The sequence below is a fragment of the Ruminococcus hominis genome (assembly GCF_014287355.1).
GTDB classification, from domain to species: domain Bacteria; phylum Bacillota; class Clostridia; order Lachnospirales; family Lachnospiraceae; genus Schaedlerella; species Schaedlerella hominis.
In genome coordinates this window covers 2918904-2941958 of record NZ_JACOPE010000001.1, presented here as the reverse complement: position 1 = coordinate 2941958, position 23055 = coordinate 2918904, and the positions used below count along the sequence as shown (strand labels likewise).

General features: G+C 41.3%; 24 protein-coding genes. 14 read left to right on the top strand and 10 right to left on the bottom strand.

Translation table 11 applies throughout. The annotated features are described in order from the left end of the window. The first annotated feature begins 87 nt into the window (after nt 1–87). Together H8S40_RS13270 and H8S40_RS13265 are read left to right on the top strand one after the other, a co-directional pair. Nucleotides 88–759, top strand: coding sequence for an ABC transporter ATP-binding protein (locus H8S40_RS13270; RefSeq protein WP_172676439.1), 672 nt, complete (start codon nt 88–90; stop codon nt 757–759). Further along, nucleotides 759–3221, top strand: a complete 2463-nt coding sequence (locus H8S40_RS13265) for an ABC transporter permease (RefSeq protein ID WP_186865411.1) — start codon at nt 759–761, stop codon at nt 3219–3221. Before H8S40_RS13270 ends, H8S40_RS13265 begins: the two co-directional genes overlap by 1 nt. 385 nt (nt 3222–3606) lie before the next feature. On the opposite strand, the gene H8S40_RS13260 is transcribed toward H8S40_RS13265, so the two are convergent. From H8S40_RS13260 to H8S40_RS13215, 10 genes are all read right to left on the bottom strand, one after another. After that, entirely contained in the window at nt 3607–4533 is a 927-nt protein-coding gene (locus H8S40_RS13260; RefSeq protein WP_117718923.1) for an RNA-binding protein, read from the bottom strand. A gap of 16 nt (nt 4534–4549) precedes the next feature. Further along, nucleotides 4550–6520, bottom strand: a complete 1971-nt coding sequence (locus H8S40_RS13255) for a VirD4-like conjugal transfer protein, CD1115 family (RefSeq protein ID WP_186865410.1) — start codon at nt 6518–6520, stop codon at nt 4550–4552. After that, complete coding sequence (locus H8S40_RS13250) at nt 6510–7616, bottom strand: hypothetical protein (RefSeq protein WP_243002251.1); 1107 nt, start codon at nt 7614–7616, stop codon at nt 6510–6512. Before H8S40_RS13250 ends, H8S40_RS13255 begins: the two co-directional genes overlap by 11 nt. A gap of 109 nt (nt 7617–7725) precedes the next feature. After that, nucleotides 7726–8427 (bottom strand): DUF6100 family protein, encoded by a 702-nt coding sequence (locus H8S40_RS13245; RefSeq protein ID WP_005333541.1) that lies wholly within the window; start codon nt 8425–8427, stop codon nt 7726–7728. A 6-nt stretch (nt 8428–8433) separates the two neighbouring features. Continuing rightward, nucleotides 8434–8961 (bottom strand): DUF5697 family protein, encoded by a 528-nt coding sequence (locus H8S40_RS13240; protein WP_005333543.1) that lies wholly within the window; start codon nt 8959–8961, stop codon nt 8434–8436. A gap of 327 nt (nt 8962–9288) precedes the next feature. Then, complete coding sequence (locus H8S40_RS13235) at nt 9289–10137, bottom strand: MerR family transcriptional regulator (protein ID WP_117470887.1); 849 nt, start codon at nt 10135–10137, stop codon at nt 9289–9291. A 132-nt stretch (nt 10138–10269) separates the two neighbouring features. Beyond that, complete coding sequence (locus H8S40_RS13230; protein WP_005333547.1) at nt 10270–10800, bottom strand: hypothetical protein; 531 nt, start codon at nt 10798–10800, stop codon at nt 10270–10272. 2 nt (nt 10801–10802) lie between these two features. Further along, nucleotides 10803–11978: a MarR family transcriptional regulator gene (locus tag H8S40_RS13225; RefSeq protein WP_243238259.1), complete on the bottom strand. Its 1176-nt coding sequence runs from the start codon at nt 11976–11978 to the stop codon at nt 10803–10805. Nucleotides 11979–12428: 450 nt separating this feature from the next. Continuing rightward, on the bottom strand, nt 12429–12704 hold the full coding sequence (locus tag H8S40_RS13220; protein WP_117942769.1) for a hypothetical protein: 276 nt from the start codon (nt 12702–12704) through the stop codon (nt 12429–12431). Further along, complete coding sequence (locus tag H8S40_RS13215; protein ID WP_117942770.1) at nt 12701–13225, bottom strand: helix-turn-helix domain-containing protein; 525 nt, start codon at nt 13223–13225, stop codon at nt 12701–12703. Before H8S40_RS13215 ends, H8S40_RS13220 begins: the two co-directional genes overlap by 4 nt. A gap of 334 nt (nt 13226–13559) precedes the next feature. On the opposite strand from H8S40_RS13215, the gene H8S40_RS13210 reads away from it, so the two are divergent. From H8S40_RS13210 to H8S40_RS13155, 12 genes are all read left to right on the top strand, one after another. Continuing rightward, entirely contained in the window at nt 13560–13781 is a 222-nt protein-coding gene (locus H8S40_RS13210; RefSeq protein ID WP_117942771.1) for a helix-turn-helix domain-containing protein, read from the top strand. 17 nt (nt 13782–13798) lie between these two features. Next, the gene (locus tag H8S40_RS13205) at nt 13799–14890 is read left to right on the top strand and encodes a site-specific integrase (protein ID WP_117739262.1); all 1092 of its coding nucleotides are present in this window, start codon (nt 13799–13801) and stop codon (nt 14888–14890) included. Next, nucleotides 14880–15215: a plasmid mobilization protein gene (locus H8S40_RS13200; RefSeq protein WP_015540715.1), complete on the top strand. Its 336-nt coding sequence runs from the start codon at nt 14880–14882 to the stop codon at nt 15213–15215. The genes H8S40_RS13205 and H8S40_RS13200 overlap by 11 nt, the downstream gene beginning before the upstream one ends. Continuing rightward, nucleotides 15205–16347, top strand: coding sequence for a helicase RepA family protein (locus H8S40_RS13195; RefSeq protein ID WP_117845757.1), 1143 nt, complete (start codon nt 15205–15207; stop codon nt 16345–16347). The genes H8S40_RS13200 and H8S40_RS13195 overlap by 11 nt, the downstream gene beginning before the upstream one ends. Before the next feature lie 95 nt (nt 16348–16442). Beyond that, nucleotides 16443–16676 (top strand): hypothetical protein, encoded by a 234-nt coding sequence (locus H8S40_RS13190; RefSeq protein WP_015540717.1) that lies wholly within the window; start codon nt 16443–16445, stop codon nt 16674–16676. 83 nt (nt 16677–16759) lie between these two features. Beyond that, entirely contained in the window at nt 16760–16987 is a 228-nt protein-coding gene (locus H8S40_RS13185; RefSeq protein WP_015540718.1) for a DUF5348 domain-containing protein, read from the top strand. Between the two features lie 297 nt (nt 16988–17284). Then, nucleotides 17285–18715, top strand: a complete 1431-nt coding sequence (locus H8S40_RS13180; RefSeq protein ID WP_015540719.1) for a MobA/MobL family protein — start codon at nt 17285–17287, stop codon at nt 18713–18715. 17 nt (nt 18716–18732) lie between these two features. Beyond that, on the top strand, nt 18733–19107 hold the full coding sequence (locus H8S40_RS13175) for a TnpV protein (protein WP_015540720.1): 375 nt from the start codon (nt 18733–18735) through the stop codon (nt 19105–19107). 93 nt (nt 19108–19200) lie between these two features. Further along, on the top strand, nt 19201–20046 hold the full coding sequence (locus H8S40_RS13170; RefSeq protein WP_015540721.1) for a MerR family transcriptional regulator: 846 nt from the start codon (nt 19201–19203) through the stop codon (nt 20044–20046). Beyond that, nucleotides 20043–20738 (top strand): ATP-binding cassette domain-containing protein, encoded by a 696-nt coding sequence (locus H8S40_RS13165; protein WP_015540722.1) that lies wholly within the window; start codon nt 20043–20045, stop codon nt 20736–20738. Before H8S40_RS13170 ends, H8S40_RS13165 begins: the two co-directional genes overlap by 4 nt. Before the next feature lie 2 nt (nt 20739–20740). After that, nucleotides 20741–21925: a hypothetical protein gene (locus H8S40_RS16235; protein ID WP_015540723.1), complete on the top strand. Its 1185-nt coding sequence runs from the start codon at nt 20741–20743 to the stop codon at nt 21923–21925. A 318-nt stretch (nt 21926–22243) separates the two neighbouring features. Further along, on the top strand, nt 22244–22981 hold the full coding sequence (locus H8S40_RS13155) for a CPBP family intramembrane glutamic endopeptidase (protein WP_207723268.1): 738 nt from the start codon (nt 22244–22246) through the stop codon (nt 22979–22981). Nucleotides 22982–23055 lie beyond the last annotated feature (74 nt).

The window sequence follows — 23055 nt, the reverse complement described above, 5'->3', positions numbered from 1 at the left end:
CTTACAAAACTGTTATGGTTGTTGTAAGGGTTTTGTAATGCAGGAATGTTATAGTAGGGGTATGAAATGGAAAGGGGACTTGAAGATATGAGTAGTATTTTAAAAGTAGAAGATCTAGTAAAGTATTATGGAGAAGGCGAGAATCAGGTGAGAGCCGTGGATCATACAAGTTTACAGATAGAGAGAGGCAAGTTTACAGCTATCGTAGGACGTTCCGGCTCCGGAAAATCTACACTTCTGCATCTGATTGGAGGGCTTGACAGACCGGATTCCGGCAAAGTATGGATTGATGGAACCGATATCTATTCTCGAAAAGATGATAAACTGGCACAGTTTCGAAGAAAGAAGATAGGATTTATCTTTCAGGATTTTAATCTGATTCCATCGCTGAATGTGTGGGAGAATATCGTTCTTCCGCTGGGACTTGATAATCGCAAGGTAAAGCCGCGGGAAGTGGAAGATATTCTCAAAAAAATCGGACTGCAGGATAAGAAAGATGCGATGCCGTCTGCTTTGTCTGGTGGACAGAAACAGAGAACTGCGATAGCCAGGGCATTGGTGACAAGACCGGCGATAATTTTGGCGGATGAGCCGACTGGAAACCTTGATTCCCAGACTGAGCTAGAGGTTATGAGCCTATTGAAAAGCTGCGTGTCGGATTTCGGGCAGACGCTTATCATGATTACCCATGATGAAACGATTGCCCAGATGGCGGATGAAATGATTATCATTGAAGATGGCAAGGCGGTGAGAAGATAATGAAGATGACGACCAGAGTTGCATATTGCAATATGCGGCATTATAAGAGCAAAAACATACTGATTGGAATTGCCATTATCCTGACAACATTACTGCTGTTCGTAATCCCATCAATCGGAAAAGATATGGTGGAAGTGAACTTTGCGGTAATCAATAAGATTTATCCAACATGGCATGCCCTTTATCGGAACGTGGACGAGAGTACAGTTATGAAACTGGCGGCACATCATGATGTGAAAACTTACGGACTCCGCAGCGATGCGGGGTACATGAATCTGGAAGATGCGACGGTTTCCATGATGTATATGGACAGAACAGGGATGGAACTTTATAAAGTGAAGCTGAAAGAGGGGCAACTTCCGCAGAAAGAAAATGATATTGTGGTTTCAAAAGGAATACTGGAAGCATTAGGACAGAATGGGAAAATCGGTGACACTATCACAGTACCTTATCAGATTCTGAAAGATGACGGACTGGATTATACGAAGGAGAAAGACTTTCGAATCTGTGGTTTTTTAGCAGATAATGAGAGCAGCAAAGAACAAAAACAATATACATCATTGGTTTCAGAGGCCTTTCTGAAAGCGGAGATACCGGTAGAACAGGTGAAATATCGGTTTTTACTTCAGGTGAATGGACAGAAAGGAAATACGACTGCAGATTATACAGAGACGATACAGAATATTGCCAGACAGTTCGGGATTTCCGAGGATGACATGAATATTAATAAAGAGTATCTTGCAGCAAATTATGTGGATCCGGCTACAATTCCGGTGATTGTAGGAATCATGCTTATTGTTGTATTGGCGGGCATTATCACAATTTATAGTGTTTATTATGTATCTATGAACCAGAGGGTTCGGGAATTTGGAAAGTTAAAGGCAATCGGGGCTACGAAACGGCAACTTAGACAAATCGTACTAAGAGAGGGAATGGGAGTGGCGTTGTTTGCCATTCCGATAGGACTTTTGATCGGAACAGTTGCTGTGAAAGTTGTACTTCTCCAGTTTGTAGAACATGCAAAGGATTCAAACGTACTTGTGACAGAGGCATACAAGGTTGTAGCTAAAGGAGAAGTCCAACTTTATTATTGGTGGATTTATCTGTTGGCAATTGCAGTGACTCTGTGTACAGTGTATCTGTCACTGATGAAGCCTATGCGTATGGCGGCGAAGGTATCAGAAATAGAAGCTATGCGTTACCAGGGAGGCAGTAAGCGACAGAAAAGCAGCAGGAAGGGATATCAATTTCTGAATATCGGACGACTGACCAAGAGAAATCTTGCGGAGAATAAAAAGAAGAGTACTATCACGATTGTATCTATGGCCGTTACCGGAATATTTGTCATGATGGTAGCAACGGTGCTGTCTTGTGCAAATCCGATGGAAAGTGCAAAGAGTTCGATTGTGGGGCAATATGAGATTTCTCCAATTGTGGAATCCGGGAATAAAGAGCATCCTGAATATGAATGGGCGGAGGTTCAAAAGAATAATCCATTAAATGAAGGACTAAAGCAGCAGATAGAGGAGCTTGACGGTGTTGAGCGGGTAGATGTGTTTACCGCGTTGAAGGTATCAGGAGGACCTTTTGAAGAAGAAATTGGAACCGAATTTATCAATGGAGTGCCGGAAGAATACGCAGAAGAGCTGAAAAAAGGAATCACTGAAGGCAATGTCACATACGAGGAATTGAAATCCGGGGATAAAGTGATTCTGGACCGTGCGCTACTTCACTGGTATCCAGATATTAAAGTGGGAGATAAGCTGAAACTCAATATTCATGATGGAGATAATACCTTTCAAAAAGAGATTGAAGTGGCAGCAATTGGTGAATATGGAAGAGGTCTGACAAACTATAACTGTCTTATCATGGCAAAAGAAGGGGCAGAGAAACTTACCATAAATAATTCTTCCAGCTATTTTCAGGTGATTGCAGATAAGGATTATGATGAGGCACTGGAAGCATCTCTACAGGCTATTGTGGATGGATCAGGCAGACTGCAGATGCGTACCTGGAAGAATGAGTACGATACATGGGAAAATGCCATACAGATGACTAGAGGTGCATGTTATGCATTTATCATCATTCTGGCAGCAATCAGCATTATGAACTTGATTAACACAATGATCAATAGTGTCCATGTGCGAAAAAAGGAGCTTGGCATGATGCAGGCAATCGGAATGTCGGACCGTCAGTTGATGAAGATGCTCCAGTTGGAAGGTATATTCTATACAGTAGGCACTCTTATTATCAGTATCGGAGTGGGAAGTCTTGCAGGATATCCGTTGTTTTTATATGCAAAGCGTACAGGAATGTTTGATATCAGCACATACCATTATCCGGTAACAGCAGCTATTATTATAATTTTAACATTGTTTGTGATACAGATGTTATTGGCAATATTCATTGCAAAGTCAGTAAGGAAAGATTCATTGATAGAGAGAATTCGTTTCAGTGAGTAAGAATATAAATTTCTGATGTTTAATGCAGGTACTAATCAATGTCGTAATAAAAAGGGGGACTTGATTTCTCAAAGCCCCCAGTGTATAATGAACTCAAGAAAGGTATTCAGATGCAAAATCTGATGCCCTCAGTTAAATTTTATATTCTATGTATAAGACATAGCATCCAAAACTTTCCTAGGGTCGTGGATGCTATTTCTTATTATGTCGATCTATATAAGTCAAAGCCGCAAAAATTACCAATAGTAAAGTCAATACTTCCATTGTATTCATGGGCATCACCCTCCTTTGTTACTAGAGGGCAAGATCGAAATGCATCCGTCTTTCCAGTTCAATAATACCGAATCAGTATACCACGTTCCTTTTTATGGAACAACCTATAATTTTAAATGGTCTGCTTGATGATGCGGGTGATGATGCCGAGGGCAACGTTCCGTTCCTCATCAATATGCGTCACCACAAAGGATACCTGATCCTTTTTCCCGACTGTCCGGCTGTCATAGCAGGAGTGGGCAATGGCATTGACACCGATGGAGAGCCGGACAAAGACGGTGCCTTTATGGATGTCTTCCACAGTTCCGGCGTATTTTCCCTGAATCTTACATTTTTTCATGTTTTCCTTGCTGGTGTTGCCTTCCACACTTTTGACATCTGCGTGGACAATGACCTGCTCCGGTGAGTCTGCCCGCACATCCAGGATGCGTACCAGGATGTGATTGCCTACCTGGAAGCGTTCTCTGGCATCACCCATCCAGTCGAAGGACAGGTCTCTGGCAAGAATGGAGGTTTCCACACCGAAAATTTCCGCCCGGACTACCTTTTCCGCAACGGCAATGACTCTTGCCTGCACGATACGGTCTTCATAAACTTTCGGCATTCCGGAAGCATCTTTATCCAGATAGAAGATCTGGCGTTTCTTCAGCATCGCTTCTTTCCGGCTGGCGACAATGCTGCGTGTCTTCGGATCTAATCCCTTGATCAGAAAATCAATCTCACATCCAAGCATATTGTTGAGGATTTTGTTCTGCCGCAGGGCAAGCTCCCCATAATCGTGTGCTTCATCCTGCATGAGATGGATCATCATCTCAGTTACCGGGATGACAGTACGGAAATCCTTGTAGTAAACCACGGCAATGAGGCTGCCGTTTTCTGTTTTCTCGATACCGCCAAGCATTCCGGTTAAGATCCGGCGGGTACGGTAGGCATTCTGGATCTCATGCCAGGTAAGGTCTGAAATGGACTGGGCTGTTTCCAGCTTTGCATCGGAATCCAGAGTTAAAATAGGTGTGTTGGTTGTTTCGTTTGGCATCATAGTGTCTCCTTTCAAATTATGACATGATAGAATCTTTATCTAAAGGAACCATGTCTGTGTGATCCGGATAGTCATCTGCTGAGAAGTCATCCGGGAAATCGTGATAGTCAGGTTCCTGATAAACGCTTTGCTGGTCAAAAATCGGTTCAGTTTTTTTCTTTTTCTGCTTTCCATAAGAAGCAGTTTTCTTCGGGCGGGAAGCAGGAATAGTCGGAGTGTACGTATATTCTTCACTACATGCTCCTTTTCTCCATTCCGGAATATGCTCGGAAGCCTTCCGGGGAATGAGTTTTTTGGCATCCGGGTGCAGGGTGTAATCGTATTTTTCTACCTGCAGTACTTTCTGGCCACGCAGGATAATCAGTGCGGTATCCAGAGGCAGGCGCAGGATCTCATCCGGAGTTAAGAGCTTTCGTTTCCCGATGGATCTGGTCTGGCGGTATTCCGGTGTATAATCGGATACTCTCCAGCTATTTAATTGTTTGGCTTCGCTGCTGACACCAACGGTCACATCACCGGAGCGGTTAGAGATAAATGTAGCAGTTACCTCATCCGTACAGCCTAAAAATAGCTGAGTGTCGCAGTTCCCGATGATTTCCTGCCATTGGTTTAAGGGATACCGGTTCTGCATCTGAGGCAGGTTCTGGAAAATGCAGGAAATACTGAGGTTTCGACTTCGGATCACGGAAATCTTTTTGTTGAGCGATAGGATTGCTCCCGTATTCGCCAGCTCATCAGCCAGGATATGTACCGGAACCGGCAGTTTTCCATCTTCCCCATAGGTGTCTGCATAACGGACCAGTTTGATAAATACGAAGGTCATAAACAGGGAAGAAAGAAAATCAAAAGTGCTGTCTTGATCCGAAGTGATGCAGAAGTATGCACATTTTTCTTTTCCCGGCAGCGTCAGGTTGATCTCATCATAGGAAGTGATCTGGCGGATCAGCTTGTTCTGGAATACCTGAAGTCTGGAACCGAGTCCGATGATGACGCCGGAACGTACCGTGTCACTTGCCTGCTTATAGATGCAGTAGGGGACTTTTGCCGGATGGGAGACCGGAAGCAGGTCAAAGAGGCTGTTCAGTTCTTTTTCCGAACTCATGGTCAGGAGTTTGTATACCTGTCCGATATTCTTTGCCTCCGGTGGGAATCCCTGATCCACATAGAGAATCAGAGCTTTTAATAAGTTCATCTCGGCATTGTCCCAGAAGTGATCGCCTTTGGCAGAACCGGTATTCTGGATGATGACATCAGCAAATACCTGTGCCATGGTTTCCTGTCCGCCAATTTCACCCAGACAATTCCAACTATCCGAGTTTTCCGGGTTTACAAGATTAAAGGATTTCACGATATATCCGGCATTCTCAAGGTAAGTGGCTGTACTTTCGTACAATTCCGATTTTGGATCGGTGATGATGAGGCTTTCCCCGCGGGCAACACACTGGAAGATCATGTTGCGTGCAAAGGCCCGGCTTTTCATGGAACCGCTGGCACCATAAACGGCAATATTCCGGTTCATGCGGGTATCCTTCGGGAGACAAACGGCTTTTCCGTTCAGTTTTCCAAGAATGGTTCCCTTGTGTTTCTTGACATCATTCGTAAGCTCCAGTACCTGATGCATTTCCTCCAAAGTCATAAAACCGGAAGTCCCATAGGTTCCCTTTGTGGAATAATTCAGGTTCCGGCCCCGGTCTGTTATTTCCCCGTTTCGGTCAAATCCCATACGCATGAGAAGGAAGGTCAGGAGTCCAAAAGCTGCCAGACATAGAAAAATCCCATACAGATTGTACGGGAAAGCAGTCAGGGCATCCAGACAGGCGAGCGGGTGCGGGGAGGGGATCTGCGGGGCAGTTCCGTTTCCGGCAAAATTGCCGGCAGATTCCCAGGTCTGATAGTTGCGGATAAATTGAGCAACATAGCCTCCTGCATAGAGGGTGCAGAAGGTAATCGGAAGCATATAAATGAGCTTCCACCATTTACGGTTCATGTAAAAACCCCCTTTTGAATTTGCAAAGGTCAATACTGGAGAAATGGATTGTGGCAGTTAAGTATTTTTTCAGGACCGGAATCTGAAAATCGAAACAGATCAGGTTCCCGGATCTGCCGTATACATTTAAGCCGGTATTGAACCGGTTGATTCGCTGCATGTCAAAATCATAAGCAAGAAGGGTGGGGTTCCCGGAAGCATCCGTGGCATCATGTTCCAGTGGAATTGAATCGCTGCGGCAGCCCAGATCGGACAGCAGGAGGTTGTCCAGCTTTTCCATGATCTCAGGGTGAACCAGCAGTTTTAAAAGCACTTCCCCTTCCGGAGTATTGGGAAGGTAATGGAAATGCTCGAAGGAGGTGTCCAGCATAAACAGGCTCTTTTTGTAGCCCCCGGTACTGGTAAACAGCCGGAAAGCCATTTCCATGTCGGTTCCGGTCATGATTGCCCGGATCTGTGGATGTCCGTTGTAAGGGTAGCCTTGCAGGTAATGCTGCAGGAAGGCGTTTAAGCGGACTTCCGTTCGATATTCCCATTTCAGGACTCCGTTTCTCGTGTTATAAAGGACATAGACACATTGCGGTGCCATCAGGATGCCCATGCTGCGGGAGTTCCTAATCTTCGTGGTCTCCGGGCCCAATTCCTTAATTTCTCTGGAAGCGTAAAAAAGAGGAAGGCTTCGCATACCGATGGAACCAGCTTCGCGGTGATTACAGAAGATGTCAGGTTTTACATCCGGATAAAAGGGAATCCCGGCATGAAGGAGTGTCAGATACGTTTCGGCTTTCTGATGTAAGCGGATACGTCGGGATACTTCACTTCGGATGAGGTTCGTCTCGGTATTGCCGGTCAGATAGCACTGGAAGCGTAGTGGCGAGACAGATAACAGCATCTCTTTCGCAGCTTTTGTAAGACGGTAGCCTCTGAGAGCATCCCGGTAGTGGGTACGGATGAGGTGTTCCGCCTTCAAATCCGTAATGAGTTTTTCCGCATAGGAGGCACTTGGGATGAGTCTGTTTAGCTGGTCTGCGGGAAATTCCCCGCACATCCCTATCATTTCCAGTAAGCGGTATTTCGTAGTGTCAGGTCTTATCAAATAAGCATCACCTCAATTCAGTTCTTACCCATGCAAGCCTATACTTGGGTAAATCTCCGGTGGTTTGGAGATAAAAAAAGCAAGAAAACAAAGTTCCCTGCGGTGGTTCTTACCGATGTCGGATTTCTGCCTGAGAAGTCAGGAGATTTTCCGACATGCTTTCGTGATGATTTTTCTGGTTCTGCAGCCATTTCGGAAAGTCAGCTTTTTCCATAACCGATACCAGTGTACAGTCCTTTAAGCCAAGCTGTGTCGTGTAGTAGGAATCACAGAAAAAGCCGCTGTCATCTGTCAGAACATAAGTACAAAGTGTATCCAGAATCTGTTTAAACTCCAGATTGTCATAATCCCGGATACGTCTTTGAGGAAGTTCCCTGTCATATATTTGACTGAAACATATCACGCAGTCACGATAGAGGGGCAGGGCATTTTGTTTTACATACTCCCGAAGCATATAATTAAGCGGTTCATGGAGAAATGCAGTGTTTGTGTGGACTCTTCGTTTCGGAAGCAGTCCGGGAAGCGTAATGGTGAGAATCCCCTGCTGTTCTGCAATCCGCATTCCCTGTGCATCTGCCGCTTTGGGAAGATAAGCTGCTTGATTTGGGGAGAGAGCCGGACAGACAAGGTTACGCATCTGGCAGGCAATCCGCTCCGCCCGAAGAGCAGCACTGACGCTCAGTTCCTCAAAATTTTTATCATAATTCTGGATATCAGTGACCTTCAGAGCGTAAACGGTATTCGTCAGTTTTTGCAGCTCCCCTTCCAGTTTTTCAAGCCGCTGGTAAATGGTTGGTGTATTTTGCGTCATAATAACCTACTTTCTCATGTAGTAACTGACAGCACCGGATTCATTTACAAGGCAGTAAGCGGCTACATCATCAATGGTGATTTTGGCAGCCTGGCTTTCGGATTCTAAGACAATCAGGCGTTTGGAACCATGTGATGGGATACTTTCCATCACATGATTGATCAGAGCCTCCTGTTCTTCACCGATATAGATGATTTCGTATTGTTCATCTTGCGAAAAGAAATTGAGCTTGATTGGAAATTCGCCACTGGTGTGGTATACAACACCTTTCTTAAAATCCAGCAGTACCCAGAAGCATGTAATTATAGCATAGTCAGGATTCTCAGCAGACTGCTGGCTGTCACAAAGAAGGTCATGCTCTTTATCGTAAATGATGCGCCCTTGTTTGATGAGGCTGGTAATCAATGACTTGATAGACTGCTCATGTCGGGAGAAAAGTTGTAAAACCTGGTCATACCTCAGAGTATGGTAAGTGGTAATGAACCGTAAGAGCTTGGCTCCCTCTCCTTGATAGATTTCGTTCCTTGTTTTCATGATTGACTCCCTTCTATATATAATAGGAAACTTTATACATATGGCTGTACGTACAGAATACGTTTGGTATTGTAAGTATAGTGTACGTACAAAGTACATAGAACCTGCTGTCAGCGATTGAATTTACAGGTACAAAAAAGCACCATCTATGGGTGCTGGAAATAAGGAAAACTATAAGCAATACCTATTGTAGCATGGGTAATTTTACGCTTCAATCGCAGAAGCAGGTCATTTCTGTGCCATTTTCACTGGTTGGCATAAAAAAAGCAGGAAACCATTTTGATTCCCTGCATGGTGTATTGTTGTGCTTTTGTGTAGTTCTAATGATTACTTGTCTTTATAAAATGCTTCGAAAGCTTGTGCGAAGAATTCGGCTGTACCATTGCCGTATTTTTCATCTATCATAGGTTTGATTTTTTCATTACGGTAATATTGAGCCTGTGCAACCATCAGACCGTGTTCTTTCTTTATCTGTGAAAGTTGTTTCATAAGAAAACCGTATTCGGAAACAAGTTCTCTTACTTCAGAAGAATCTGGTGAACATACTTTTTTAGCTGCTAATTTGTATAAAAGATTGTCAAATTGTTGGTTGTAACTTTCTGCAGCCTCTTTGCTAATAGGATTGTTGGCAACAGACAGGAATTGCTCTTTTCCTCCATACCACTCAACAACTTTAGCATAGCCTTTCTGCATTTCTTCTGATGAAACGGTCTTAATATAATGCTTTTTCCATTCTTCAATGCTTCCAAACTCTTTTACAGCAAGTTCTTTCATATTGTCAGGCATATGTTCAAACATAGTTTGGAACATTTCTTCAACTTCCGTTTTACTAAAAATCGCAAAATCCATTTTATTCTCTCCTTTCAGGATATCATCAATGCTGGCAATCAGATGTTCCATACGTTCTTTCTTTGCTACCAACATTTTTCTCTGCATTTGCAAGATCTGGTTCCTTTCAAGAGCAGGATTCTCCAGAACAGCTTTGATTTCTTTCAAAGGAATGTCAAACTCACGGAAAAACAGAATCTGCTGTAATATTTCCAATGCCCTATCGTCATAAAGCCGGTATCCCGCATCACTTTTTTGTGTTGGTTTTAAAAGCCCGATTTCATCGTAATAGTGAAGCGTGCGAACGCTGATACCTGTAAGTCCTGATATTTCTTTGACTGTCCTCATAGTTGCTGACCTCCTGTTCCTGATAAGATAACTGTACGCTATGACGTTCCGTGAGAGTCAATATATATTTTGCATTTTTTAGTATAACATTTTTATGATATTACGAAAAGCCGAGAAGATAGGCGATATGTATTACTCTGGAAAGAACTTGTTGAGCGTATCCAATGTCTCTTTTGCAGTAAATCCCCAAAGGATGGTACTGAGTGCTTCAATCGCAGCCCTGCGTTTCCGGTAATAGGTGCGGTAGGAAATATTGGTGATGTGGTGAGCCAGCTTATCCAATATCTCATCTGTATTTTTCATTTCCTGTGGAGAGAGAAAAGCGTAGTAAAGAATCCAGTAATACTGTTCCCCATGCTTGTGATTGTTCCGGAGGAGATCGATGGATGATTCCAAAAGCTTCAGCATCTGGTTGCTTCTGGCAATACTTTTTGCCCGTTGTTCGATGTCGCTTCCGGTAAGATCAGCCCCGGCAGCATAGATGGAGTCCAGAAATTTGTCGATGTCATTGTCGTATTGGAGCTTAAACTGGTGCTCCATCTGGTGTACGACTACCTTCAGGCTGTAGGTTGCATCCCGGTATCTGCGTAAAAACTGATAGGTGTCGTGAAAACGTGGATCTTCTTCGGGTGAAGGAAATCCCTGTGTATTGCGGTTTGCCATGTCTATTCCCCCCCTTTCAGTGCAGAAGGCTCTGCCACGGCAGGCATCTTTTGGGCAGACTCATCCCCCGGACTTACGGACAACTCAAACCGATAAGCGGCATTTCCGTAGGGACAGATAATATTTAGAGTAAATGTATTAAATATATCTTTGCAGGCTGATAATGGAGATAATATATAGCGGGTTTTGGAGCAGTGGCAACATGGAATCCCTTGTGAATCCAATAGTTCTGCGACTTTTTGCACGATAAATTTCATGTGTGAATCTGGAACGCAGGAATCATTTTTTGTAACGGTGATTTGTGAGTCTGTGACAGTTTCTGAAACGCTAACAGAAGCAGAATCCTCAATAGTGATTTCTTCAGGTACATGGATTGGTAATTGCATCTTCATAGCGATCTCCTCCTTGTCAATCATAACGTCGCTGATATTAAACATCACGGACAGGTAATTGTTGAGATAAATTACGCTTCCGTGTTTTCCTGTAAATGAGATAAGTGTAATGTATTCTTTTTCCTCCAGTTTCTTCAAGAGTCGTGATGCCGATGCCTTTGACAGACTCCACCTTTCACCCAGTTCATTAAAGCTGGTAAGGGGATTTCCGGTATTATCCCGGTAATAGACAATGGGACCGGAATCAGATCCCTGGACAGAGGAATCGTTGTAAACTCCATGAATCCACAGATCCAGAAGAACATCCATTTCCGAGCATTTTCCAATGCCAATTAGTTCGTGAACTTTGGCAATCGGGAAAAAGAAAAACCCTGTATCTTTTTTACAGGGATAGTTGTATTCCAATACAGTATTGTCTTTGGGCCAGTCTGATATTTTGAATTTGACCAGGCGGTTTTTGCCGAGAAGAGAGTAGGTAATGTAATTCTGCTCTTCAAAAAATCGAAGGATGGACAACACTTGATGTTGGAAACGGCAGCGAAACCATTCCTGAAGATCTGTGACTGTGCAGATCCACTCTCCCGGACCAATGGTATAGGTAATGTGTTCCATCCTGCGGTAGGATGTGCGGTAATTTGCATAGGAGCATAATACCAGATAATAAAAAAGAAAAGAGCCCCCGGTAGTTCGGATGCTCTTGGTAGTGATTAAAGTTTGTATGAAGTCACGGTAAATGCGACAGCGTGGAAAATCCACGATTTGTTTGAGTTCTAATTTGTAATTCATGGTGATCTTCCTTTCAAAGTATATTTAATTGTAATCGGACTTTTCATAGTGTTGGTATCAAGAAGAAGCCGATGGAAGTATAGCAAGTAGTCGTTTCACTCATTGCATTTTTATTGCATTTTTAAAATTTAGATTATGTGGCTATGTTGCTCTTAACTGGTTAAAAAGCCTTTAAAATCGTCTATATGCGTTAATACTCCGTACTGTCTGTCTGGAGTTTGAATAAACAAAAATGCTTAGTAAATCCAGCGTTTATGCGGGTTTGCGGTACTTTTAAAAGTCTTTTGATAACAATTTGATAACGGTTGCATAAGAGCCAATATTCTTGTAATCCAGTGGTTTTCGGGTTAGAGAATGATTGACAGGTGGTTGTGCAACAAAGAAATCCATATTATTTAGAAAGCCCTTAGCTGTGGGTAAAAACTCATGGCTAAGGGCTTTTTGTCATGCTTATTTATTTTTTTGCTGACGCTTTATAAGAATATCCATCAACTCGATATCATTATGGGGTAATTCATCATCTTCAAATTCACCTAAATAAGTTACATCATGATATTTTTGACCATCATATTCGTAACCAGTGTAAGGATACCCCCTATCTGTTGTTCCGTGATATTCTTTGAACTCTTGTTTGGCTTCTTCGGCGGTGAAAGTGCTTGAATCGAAATAGATACCTTCTTTTTCTTTAGCCCAACCCATTTTTGTTGCCTTAAACAGATGCTTCATAGATGTTCCTCCTTTAAAGAATTTATTAGAGCGTCGCTAAGTGCCTGTGATGGGACTTTTGCCCATGTTTGCGTAGTATCAAATTCTGGGTAGTGGTAACGCCACTCATTGTATTTGTCTTTACTGATTTCCTCAGAAGATAGCTTGTCAGCCTGTTCTTTCCAGGCATACAGCATTTTCTGGAGTTCGTGAGCATCTTTGCCTTTGGAAGTATCGACTTTCAGACAGATTTCTCCGTCTGATTCACTGACAGTCAGACCGTACAAATCTTCAAGGGTAAATAAAGTGTGCATCAGTCCGATATAGCTGTCAATGTCAGGCACATCGAGGGCATGAGGGGAAACATCCAGAGCCTGTGCCAGTGCAGCAGTAAGTTCCGCCTTCGGTTTTCTTGTTCCTGTTTCGTATTGTGCTAAACGTACATCGGCACTTCGCTCAGGAAAGCCGACAATCGTACCAAGATATTTTTGTGTCATCCCACGCAGAATGCGGAAAAAATGGATTCTCTCTCCAATCGCCATAACGTGTCCACTCCTTGTATGTATTTTACAATGAGTATAGCAGATATGTTTAGGAGAAGTCAAGATAATACAAAACAAAAAAGTTTAATATTTTCCGAAAAGCCACTTGACACAAGCAAATATGCTTAGTATAATAAGTTCGAATTAAGCAAATAAGTTTAATAAAAACAAAATGACCGTCCGAACAGTATAAACCGCCAAGACCTTGCCAGACGGCAAGCGAGCGCCTGATCTATTACGGTATATCGGGACAGCACAGTGCCGAACAGGGAATACCTGCTGGAACTTCATTCGGATAGAACGGCAATCAAAAACGAAAGAAAGGACTGATTATATGAAAAACAGATTTATTTGTGCCGAAGAAGTGGCACAGGAACTAAGCGTATCAAAGCCGTATGCTTACAAGCTAATCCGTCAGTTGAATGAGGAACTGAAAGAAAAAGGCTTTATTACTATTTCAGGACGGGTAAACCGCCAGTATTTCTATGAAAGGCTCTACGGAACAGGAAATCCCCAAGGGGATACCACTATGTCCTACAAGGCAGGACAGGAATAAGGAAAGGAGGATGAATAATGCCGGTATTCAAGAACGAGAGCAATGGAACATGGTATGTGATGGCGAGATATGTCAACTGGAAAGGCGAGCGTAAGCAGAAATGCAAGCGTGGATTTTCTACCAAGAAAGAAGCACAGGAATGGGAGCGAATGTTTCAGTTGCAGAACTCCTCTGATATGGATATGAGTTTTGAAGCTTTTACCGAACTGTATATCCGGGATATGAAAAGCCGTCTGAAGGAGAATACATGGCTGACAAAGGAGCATATCATCCGCACAAAGATTTTACCTTATTTCGGCAAGTTGAAAATCAGCGAGATTTCTACAAAAGAGGTTATCGCATGGCAGAATGAGATGCTTGCCTATCGGGACGAAAAGAAAAAGCCATACTCACAGACCTATCTGAAAACGCTGCACAATCAGTTGTCCGCTATCTTCAATCATGCGGTGCGGTATTATGAGCTGCGTTCCAATCCAGCCGCTAAAGCGGGAAATATGGGAAGTGAGGAACACAAGGAAATGCTGTTCTGGACGAAAGAAGAATACAAGAAATTCTCATTTGAGATGATGGACAAGCCTGTTTCCTTTTACGCTTTTGAAATGCTCTACTGGTGCGGCATCCGTGAAGGAGAACTGCTGGCACTGACCGCCGCTGATTTCGATTTTGAGAAAGAAACGGTCAGAATCAATAAGTCCTATCAGCGATTACACGGCGAAGATGTGATTACCACACCGAAAACAAAGAAAAGTAACCGCATCATCAAAATGCCGAAGTTCCTATGTGAAGAAATGCAGGAATATTTGCAGATGCTTTACGGATTGAAGAAGAAAGACCGAATCTTTACAGTCACAAAAAGTTATCTTCATCACGAGATGGACAGAGGTGCGAAAGCCGCAGGCGTAAAACGAATCCGTATCCATGATTTACGGCACAGCCACATCAGCCTGTTGATTGATATGGGATTTTCAGCGGTGGCGATTGCAGACCGTGTAGGGCATGAAAGCATTGACATCACTTACCAGTACGCTCATCTGTTCCCGTCAAAGCAAACGGAAATGGCAGATAGATTAGACGATTTAGGGAAAGGAGAGATTGAAAATGTCAGCTAAGAACAGAGATAACAAAAACCGTTGGAGAAACATCACAGTAGGGTTTCGGGTATCGCCCGAAGAAAATGAACTCATTAACAAGGCAGTTGCCTTATCGGGACTGCCAAAGCAGGAATACTGTTACCGCCGCTGTCTGAATCAGGATGTAGTGGTACAGGGCAATCCCAGAATATTCAAGGCACTTAAAACGGAACTTGCCACTGTGCTCACAGAATTAAAGCGGATTGAAGCAGGAAACGGTGTGGATGAAGAACTGCTGAATGTCATTGAACTGATCGCTGTTATTATGGGCGGTCTGAAAGGAGAGGACGAGGATGGAAAATAAAAAAGAAAAGACTGCCCCGGATGTATCTGTTGGCGCAGATACGGAGCAGCCAATTCGTAAAAACACTACAAGTAGTATATCCGAGAATGGTGGAAATATCAAGAGTTTTGAGGAATTGCAGAGAGAAATGCAGTTGCGATCAGACCCGTCCTATCTCCAGACAATCTCCATGAATGAACTGTTTGACACACAGTATCGGAGTAAGCAGCCGTTGATTGACGGTCTGCTCTACCCCGGCACTTATATCTTTGCAGGTTCGCCCAAACTGGGGAAGAGCTTTCTGATGGCACAGCTTGCCTACCATGTCAGCACAGGTACACCGCTTTGGAATTATACCACCCGAAAAGGAACGGTGCTGTATCTGGCACTTGAGGACGATTACCGCCGCTTGCAGGAGCGTCTGTACCGGATGTTCGGGACAGAAAGTACCGATAATCTTTACTTCTCTGTTTCTGCCAGCCAGCTTGGAAATGGACTGGATGAACAGCTTGCAAGATTTGTGGCAGAGCATAAGGACACGAAGCTGATTATCATTGATACGCTTCAGAAAGTGCGTGAGGTTGGCGGCGATAATTACAGTTATGCAAATGATTATCAGATTATGGCAAGACTGAAAAGTTTTGCGGATGCTCACGGACTTTGCTTACTGCTCGTACACCACACGAGAAAGCAGAATGCGGATGATAAGTTTGACATGATTTCCGGGACAAGCGGACTGCTTGGGGCGGCAGACGGAGCGTTTCTTCTTCAGAAAGAAAAACGGACAGGCAATGCCGCAACACTGGAAGTATCGGGCAGAGATCAGCAAGACCAGAAGCTGTATCTTATCCGCAATACAGAAACATTGTTGTGGGATTTGCAAAAGGCAGAAACGGAATTATGGAAAGAACCGCCAGAGCCGTTACTGGATGAGATTGCGGAGCTTGTTATGAAAGACAATCCTTATTGGGAGGGTTCTCCAACGGCACTTGTTGCACTGATAAATGTGGACATTCAACCTCATGTTATTACAAGAAAGCTGAATGTTCTTGCAGGAAGGTTGTATGCAGAGCATGGGATTCTCTTTCGGAGTGAGCGTGTCCATGAGGGACGGAAACTAAGGCTCTGGAAAGACAATACAGAGAATGCGTGACAGTACGTGACGGTTGTGACGGTATTTTTGACAGCGGGGCGGTATCAAAATAACCGTCACGACTGTCACATACCGTCACGGAAAGGATGGATAAGATGGGAAATGTGCAAATATCACAGGAATTATTTATGCAGTTGCTCCGCTTTCACTTGGTTGAAGATGGGAGCTGTGAGAAAGAAATCAAGCAGGGATTGGAGAAAAAACTGGACAGAATGGTCATGCGTGACCTGTATGGAAAATTTAAAACTGCTCCGACAGAGGAAGAACGGGAACGGGCGAGAAAAGAGTATCTGGACAGACGTGGAGTGCCGGAGAGTTTCCGATGGTAATTCTTCCTTGGTGATAAGAACAGGAGCGTGGCACGCCCCTGTTAAGCATAGACAAGGAGAAATCTGGAAAGGAGAATCATGCAATGAGAGAAGGAAGATTAGGTTATAACTGTGAAAATGGAAGATATGGATTGCTGTCAATGGACTTATGGATTGATACGGGATTTCACTGCGGAGAGTGTATGGAAGTTCTGGTAGATGATCAGTGGGTAAAGACCAGGATGGAAATGAATCTGGCGAGGGAATGGTATCTGGTGGGAACGCCCTATTGCGGTGATCTGGAGTATGTACGGGCAAGGATACCGGAATAAATCAGACAGAAAAGTAAAGAATCGGTTTGGTGTCAGGGATAAAAAATAAGCCCGGATACGGGCAAATAAAAAGGGCGGATACGCCCAAAATAAAAAGTCCAAGCCGGAACATGACAGAGGAAGATAGCACCTTATAAAGCCCTCGGCGTTTGAGAGCGAAATACACCCATCGCACAAACTTCGTTTATGCTCTGTGTATTTCGCCCTTGCAGGGGGCAACCGCCGACAGGCGGATAGTTCGTAAACAGGTGCCTATGCACCTACTCACAGCAAAGTAGGCGAGAGCCGGAAAGGAGAATGCTTATAGGCAGACATTCATTTATCAGACAAAACAAGCTGTCTGATGTGGCAGGAAGAATTGACTATATTTCCAATCCGAAAAGACAGGAACATCTCTATGCTACCTATCAGACGGAAGGAGCAACATCAGAGTTCTGGAAAAATCTTGCCAGAGAGAATCAGTTGGATTTTAAGGCAAGCGGAACAGCAGGGAAATGTATTGAAGGACGAGAGTTTATCATTGCACTTCCAGAAAGTTTTGTTGAGTACAAGGCAGATGATGTAGTAAGGCTTTTCACGGACAGCTTTCATAAAAGGTATGGTGTAGAATGTAGTGCGGCACTTCACCATAACAAAAGAATGACCAATTACCATATCCATCTTGTATTCAGCGAACGGAAAATGCTGGAACATCCCGAAGTGAAAATTGCTATCAGAAATATGTTTTATGATGAGCAGGGAAAGCACAGACGCACGAAGAAAGAGATTTTAGATGAGCAGGGAAATCTTCGGGTAGGATGCAGCATTATTCCCAAAGGGGAAGTTTATGAGAGCCATATTTTTACGAAGAAAGATGAATGGTTTAAGAACGATGCTTTTACCAGAGAAGTGAAGGAAATGTTTACGGAAATCATCAACAGTCATGTGAAAGAAGAATCCGAAAAGCTGTCTGTATTTCAGCAGGGCGGTGTGTATCTGGCAACGAAGAAAATCGGGAAGAATAATCCGAAAGAAGCAGAAATACGGGCAGATAATGCGGCAAGGCAGGAATGGAATCGGACGGTTGATGTGGCATTAGTCGAGGGCGTTCCCGAAGAAGATATTTTAACGGTCAAGCGGGAAAAAATCACTGACAAAACGCTGCAATCAATAAGGACACATGGTTGGCTGCCGGATATGTTTCAGCAGATTATCCGTGGTGCGAAAGACTTCTTACAGGAAATGATTTTCAAATTTAAGCTGCCGCCAAAGCCAGTACCGAAGATTGATTTACAGGAATGGAATGATATGCGGAAGCTGATGGAGAAACTTCAGAAGCAGTCACAGGCGATGAAGTCCACGCAACAGGAGCTTTCCTTGTTGAAGAAACAGCTTTCCGAGACAACAGGATTTTTCAAAGGAAAAGTACGGAAATCCTTAGAGGGCAAAATTGAACAGGCAGAGAAACAGGAAAAACGTATTCATACAGATATGGAACAGATGGTAACACAGGCAGGATATCCAGATGTTCAGTCCTTTGCAAAGACGTATCAGAAATCGGAAAAACTGGTCAGGGAATATAATGAGGAGCTGCGAGCATGGGAAAATCAGACAGAGCAGAAGAAAGAGCCGTCATCAGAACCGCCGAAAAAGGCAAGCATACGGGAAAAATTGCACCGCTATCAGCAGGAAAGCAGACAGCAGCCGAAACGGTCAGTTAAAAAGAAATCTATGGATAGAGAACGATAAGAAAGGTGGAAATGATTATGAAGAAAACAATTTTTGAAGAAATGGGCGGCACTTATATCAGACACGGGGATTATTTTATCCCCTGTCTTACCTTGACGGAGGAAGAACAGAGATTTATCGGCGTATGGGGACAAAGACATTTACGCTATCTGAAAGAATATCGTAGAAGTGTATATTTGAATTTACTTACAAGTGGCAGGCTGAATAGTTATCTTGCAGATATAGAAGAACAGGCACAAGAACGCTTTGAAAGGATTATAGAGCAGATGAAACAGGAGCAGGGCATTACAGAACAGTTAAAGGCAGAAAATCAGATGGAATGGGTATCGAGAATGAACAATATACAGGCGTGTGCAAGAGAGGTTGTGAACGCCGAATTGATTTATAACTAAAAGAAAAGAGATTTTGGATAAATGCTTGACTGTAAACCTTGTTTATAGCTTATTCTTAAGATAAAATAGAGTTGCTTGAAAGGAGTGCATAACATGACAATAAAAGATGTAGAAGAACGAACAGGTTTATCCCGTTCTAATGTCCGTTTTTATGAAAAGGAAAAACTCGTTGAGCCTTCAAGAAATGAAAGTAATGGTTATAGAGATTATTCTGAAAATGATGTGGAAAATATAAAGAAGATAGCATATCTGCGTACATTGGGAATTTCTATTGAGGATATACGAAGTATTATATCTGGGAAAGTAACTTTGCAGGAAACGCTTGAGAAGCAGAATGAAGTATTAAAAAGTCAGATTACTGATTTGAATAAGGCGAAACTCATGTGCGAAAAAATGCTGGATGAAGAAAGTATTAGTTATGAAAAATTACAGGTAGAACAATATGTAACAGAGTTGCAGGATTATTGGAAAGATAATCAAACTGTTTTCAAATTGGATTCAGTCAGCTTTTTGTATATATGGGGAAGTATGCTTACTTGGATAACGATTACCGTATTATGCTTGATTATTGGGGCGTTGTCTTATTCTAAGCTGCCAGTAAAGATTCCGGTACAATGGAGTAAAGGTGTGGCAACATCTTTGGTGAATAAAAACTGGATTTTTATTTGTCCCGTTATCTGTATTATAATCCGTTATTTATTAAAACCTTTTATTTATGCCAAATTACAGATGAACAATTATTATGGAGATATTATAACAGAGTATTTGACAAATTATATGTGTTTTATTGTGTTGTCGGTAGAAATTTTCTCCATACTTTTTACTTTCGGAGTGGTAAAAAATATTGTTGTACTGTTATTTGTGGACACAGTAGTTTTTATTGGATTGTTAGTCGTTGGGCTGACGAAAATGGATTTGAGAGGAAAAGAAATTTTATGATTCAGATTTCAAATTTAAGTAAAAAATATGGTGAAACGGTTGTTTTTTCGGACTTAAACTATACATTTGAAAATGCTTGTATTTATGGACTTGTTGGAAGAAATGGAGCTGGAAAGACTACTCTTTTAAATATACTTTCGAATTATGACAAAAATTATACAGGAGTAATCTCTATCGACAGAAAAAAGATGAATAAGGTTGATTATCTTGATATGCCGGTCGCCTATGCAATGGATCAACCAAGTTTTTTTAATGAGCTGACGATATATGAAAATCTTCTTTTGATTGCTTCAAGCAGAAAGATAAAAAAACAAGAGGCATTTGATAAAATCGAGAGGATTTTAGATGGGTTGGGATTAAAAAAGTATGAGAACTATTCTCCGTTAGAACTTTCAAAAGGTACAATGCAACGGTTAAATAATGCTTGTGCAATGATACAAGAAGAAAAAATTACTATTTTTGATGAACCATTTTCAGGACTTGATCCTGTCCAAATGAAACTTTTAGAAAATGTAATAGTGGAGTTTCACAAGAAAGAAAAAGGAATTTACATTATTTCAAGCCATGATATAGAGTGTTTACAAAATGTTTGTGACAAGTGTCTTTTGTTACATAACGGACAAATTAGAGAAATCAATATGGAGGAAGTTGACAGAGAGGAAATAGCAAAAATTTTATCTGAAGGGGAGTAAGTATGTATCAGTTGCTTTTGAAACAGAGATTCAAATTTGCAGTTAGAATGGTCAAACGAAATATAGGTGCTTATCTTATACTGATTGCTATTGTGCCATGTATTCTTATATTGCAATCTATGATTCAGAAAAACTATGGAATGGATATTGCTGTTTTTATACCATATGGTATTCTCTGTTTCTTGTTTATGAATTTGTTTGGAACAATACCAAGAATGCGTATTTCTCCTGAAACTTATATTTGGAAAATAGAAAAAACATATATTTGGAGAGTGAAGAAGATAGGAAAAAGCATGGTACTGACGTTGAGTGTTGCGTTGATTTTATTTTGGGCTTTTCCAATGGAGGGAATGGTCTTAAGACAGTTTATTGTGGCTATGCTTTGTAACCCAATTGTCAATATGCATACGGTTTTATCAACACAATATAAATATCGGGATATTATGAATATATGTATGTTGGCAGTAGTAATGATTTGTTTTTTTTATGGAAGTGTATTTGTTACCAGTATATTATTGATCATTTACGGATTATATTTTATTTTATATCCTTATTTTAGCTATCAAGCAATTATCCCGTTCTTTCAACAATATAATCAGATGTTATATGGATTTTTGAATAGAGAATATGATACAGTTTTGCAAACGCAGGATGAAGTGTTCTTCCAAAATAATCAGAAAGAAATGAAAGGACTGATGAAGAAATATTATGGCAGCCGCTATCGTTTTTTGATGGTTTATGAGGTGGTTAGTATTGTCAGAAGAAAGAAACAGATTATGTATCAGTATTTTGCGATTGTTTTAATCACAATGTTATTATCGCAGATAGACGGAAAATATATTGAGTATGTATTATTGTTTTCTATATTGATATTAGGACAGAATGTTGTCAGCTATAATGTGCAAAATGAATTACGTTTAGTTAGAAAAGGATTTCCGCTCAGATATTCTTTAAAAGAAAAATTACAATGTAAGTCAGTTATTGGAATGTTCTTGTTGTTACTTCCAATGCTCTGTTATTGGATAGCGTATAAAATTGAATTATTTAGTATTATCCTTTGGATATGGATACCGATTCAGAGTATTATAATATATACAGCAAAGAACCGACTGCAAAGGTTACTATATATACTTCCGTTTTATATTTTGTCATTGTTATCTATGAGAGTATGGCAGATGTTTTTTTAACAATAAGATTATTGATTTTCTAAGCAAAACCGCTTATAATTTGAGTCGGTACATATTGCTATTATCCACAGTTACAGGGCGTGTGTTATCAATGCCGATAACAAAATGATAACATTAGCCTGTATAGGCAGGATAATATGGATAAATCAAATAATTAAAAGAAAAGCGAACACGGCAACAAATAATCTCTAAACAAAATTGATTAGTGATTGTCGAGTTTGAATAACGGACTAAAATGCCGAAAGCCTGTATTTATGCGGGTTTCCGGCATTTGTTTTATCAAATGGCTCTAGTTTGGCTCTATTTGTTGGCGGAGTAATGGAAGGAGAAAAAATGTGGAAAAGTAATAAAATTGCAATATTATATTCTGTGATTACTTTATTTACAACTTTTATCTTAGGGCAAATATTATTAATTTTATATCCTGATGGTAATACAACTGGCTCATCAGTATTGTTTATTTTGATGAATCTGATTCCAATGATTGTTGCTATATTTTTTTCTAAATATGAGAAAAGAAAAAATGTATTAAAGGACATGTTTTTACAGCGTGAAAAATTGACACCATATCTTTTGGCAATGGGTAGTGTTATTTTATACTATACCGTTTCCATAATATTAAGAAATGTAGAATTTACAGGTGGAACACTATTGGCTTTATTAGCTTATATTCCTTGGACGATATTACAAGGTGGTCTTGAGGAATGTGGCTGGCGGTGGTATCTACAAACAAAGTTAGAAATAAATAACTTTGCAGTTAAAATGTTTGTAATATCTATAATATGGTTTTTGTGGCATATACCTGTATATCGATTATCTTGGATAACAGCAGGTTCATCAAATTATTTGATTTTTTACTTAATGATATTAGGTAATACTTTTATGTTTGGTGTAATAAAAGAAAAATCCAAAGGTGTTTTGCCATGTGTTGTAGCACATATGTTAATAGATTCTTTCGCAGTATTAATGCTAGTACAGAGTAATTTGATGCCAATAATTATATTGGTGTCAATAGAAATAATATTTAGCTGCCTTTGTGTTAACTTGAAAAAGTAAATATCAGTGTATGAGAAAAATGTTTGTATGTGCGAATTTTAATATCATTTTAGGAATATACGAGGAAGGTTTTA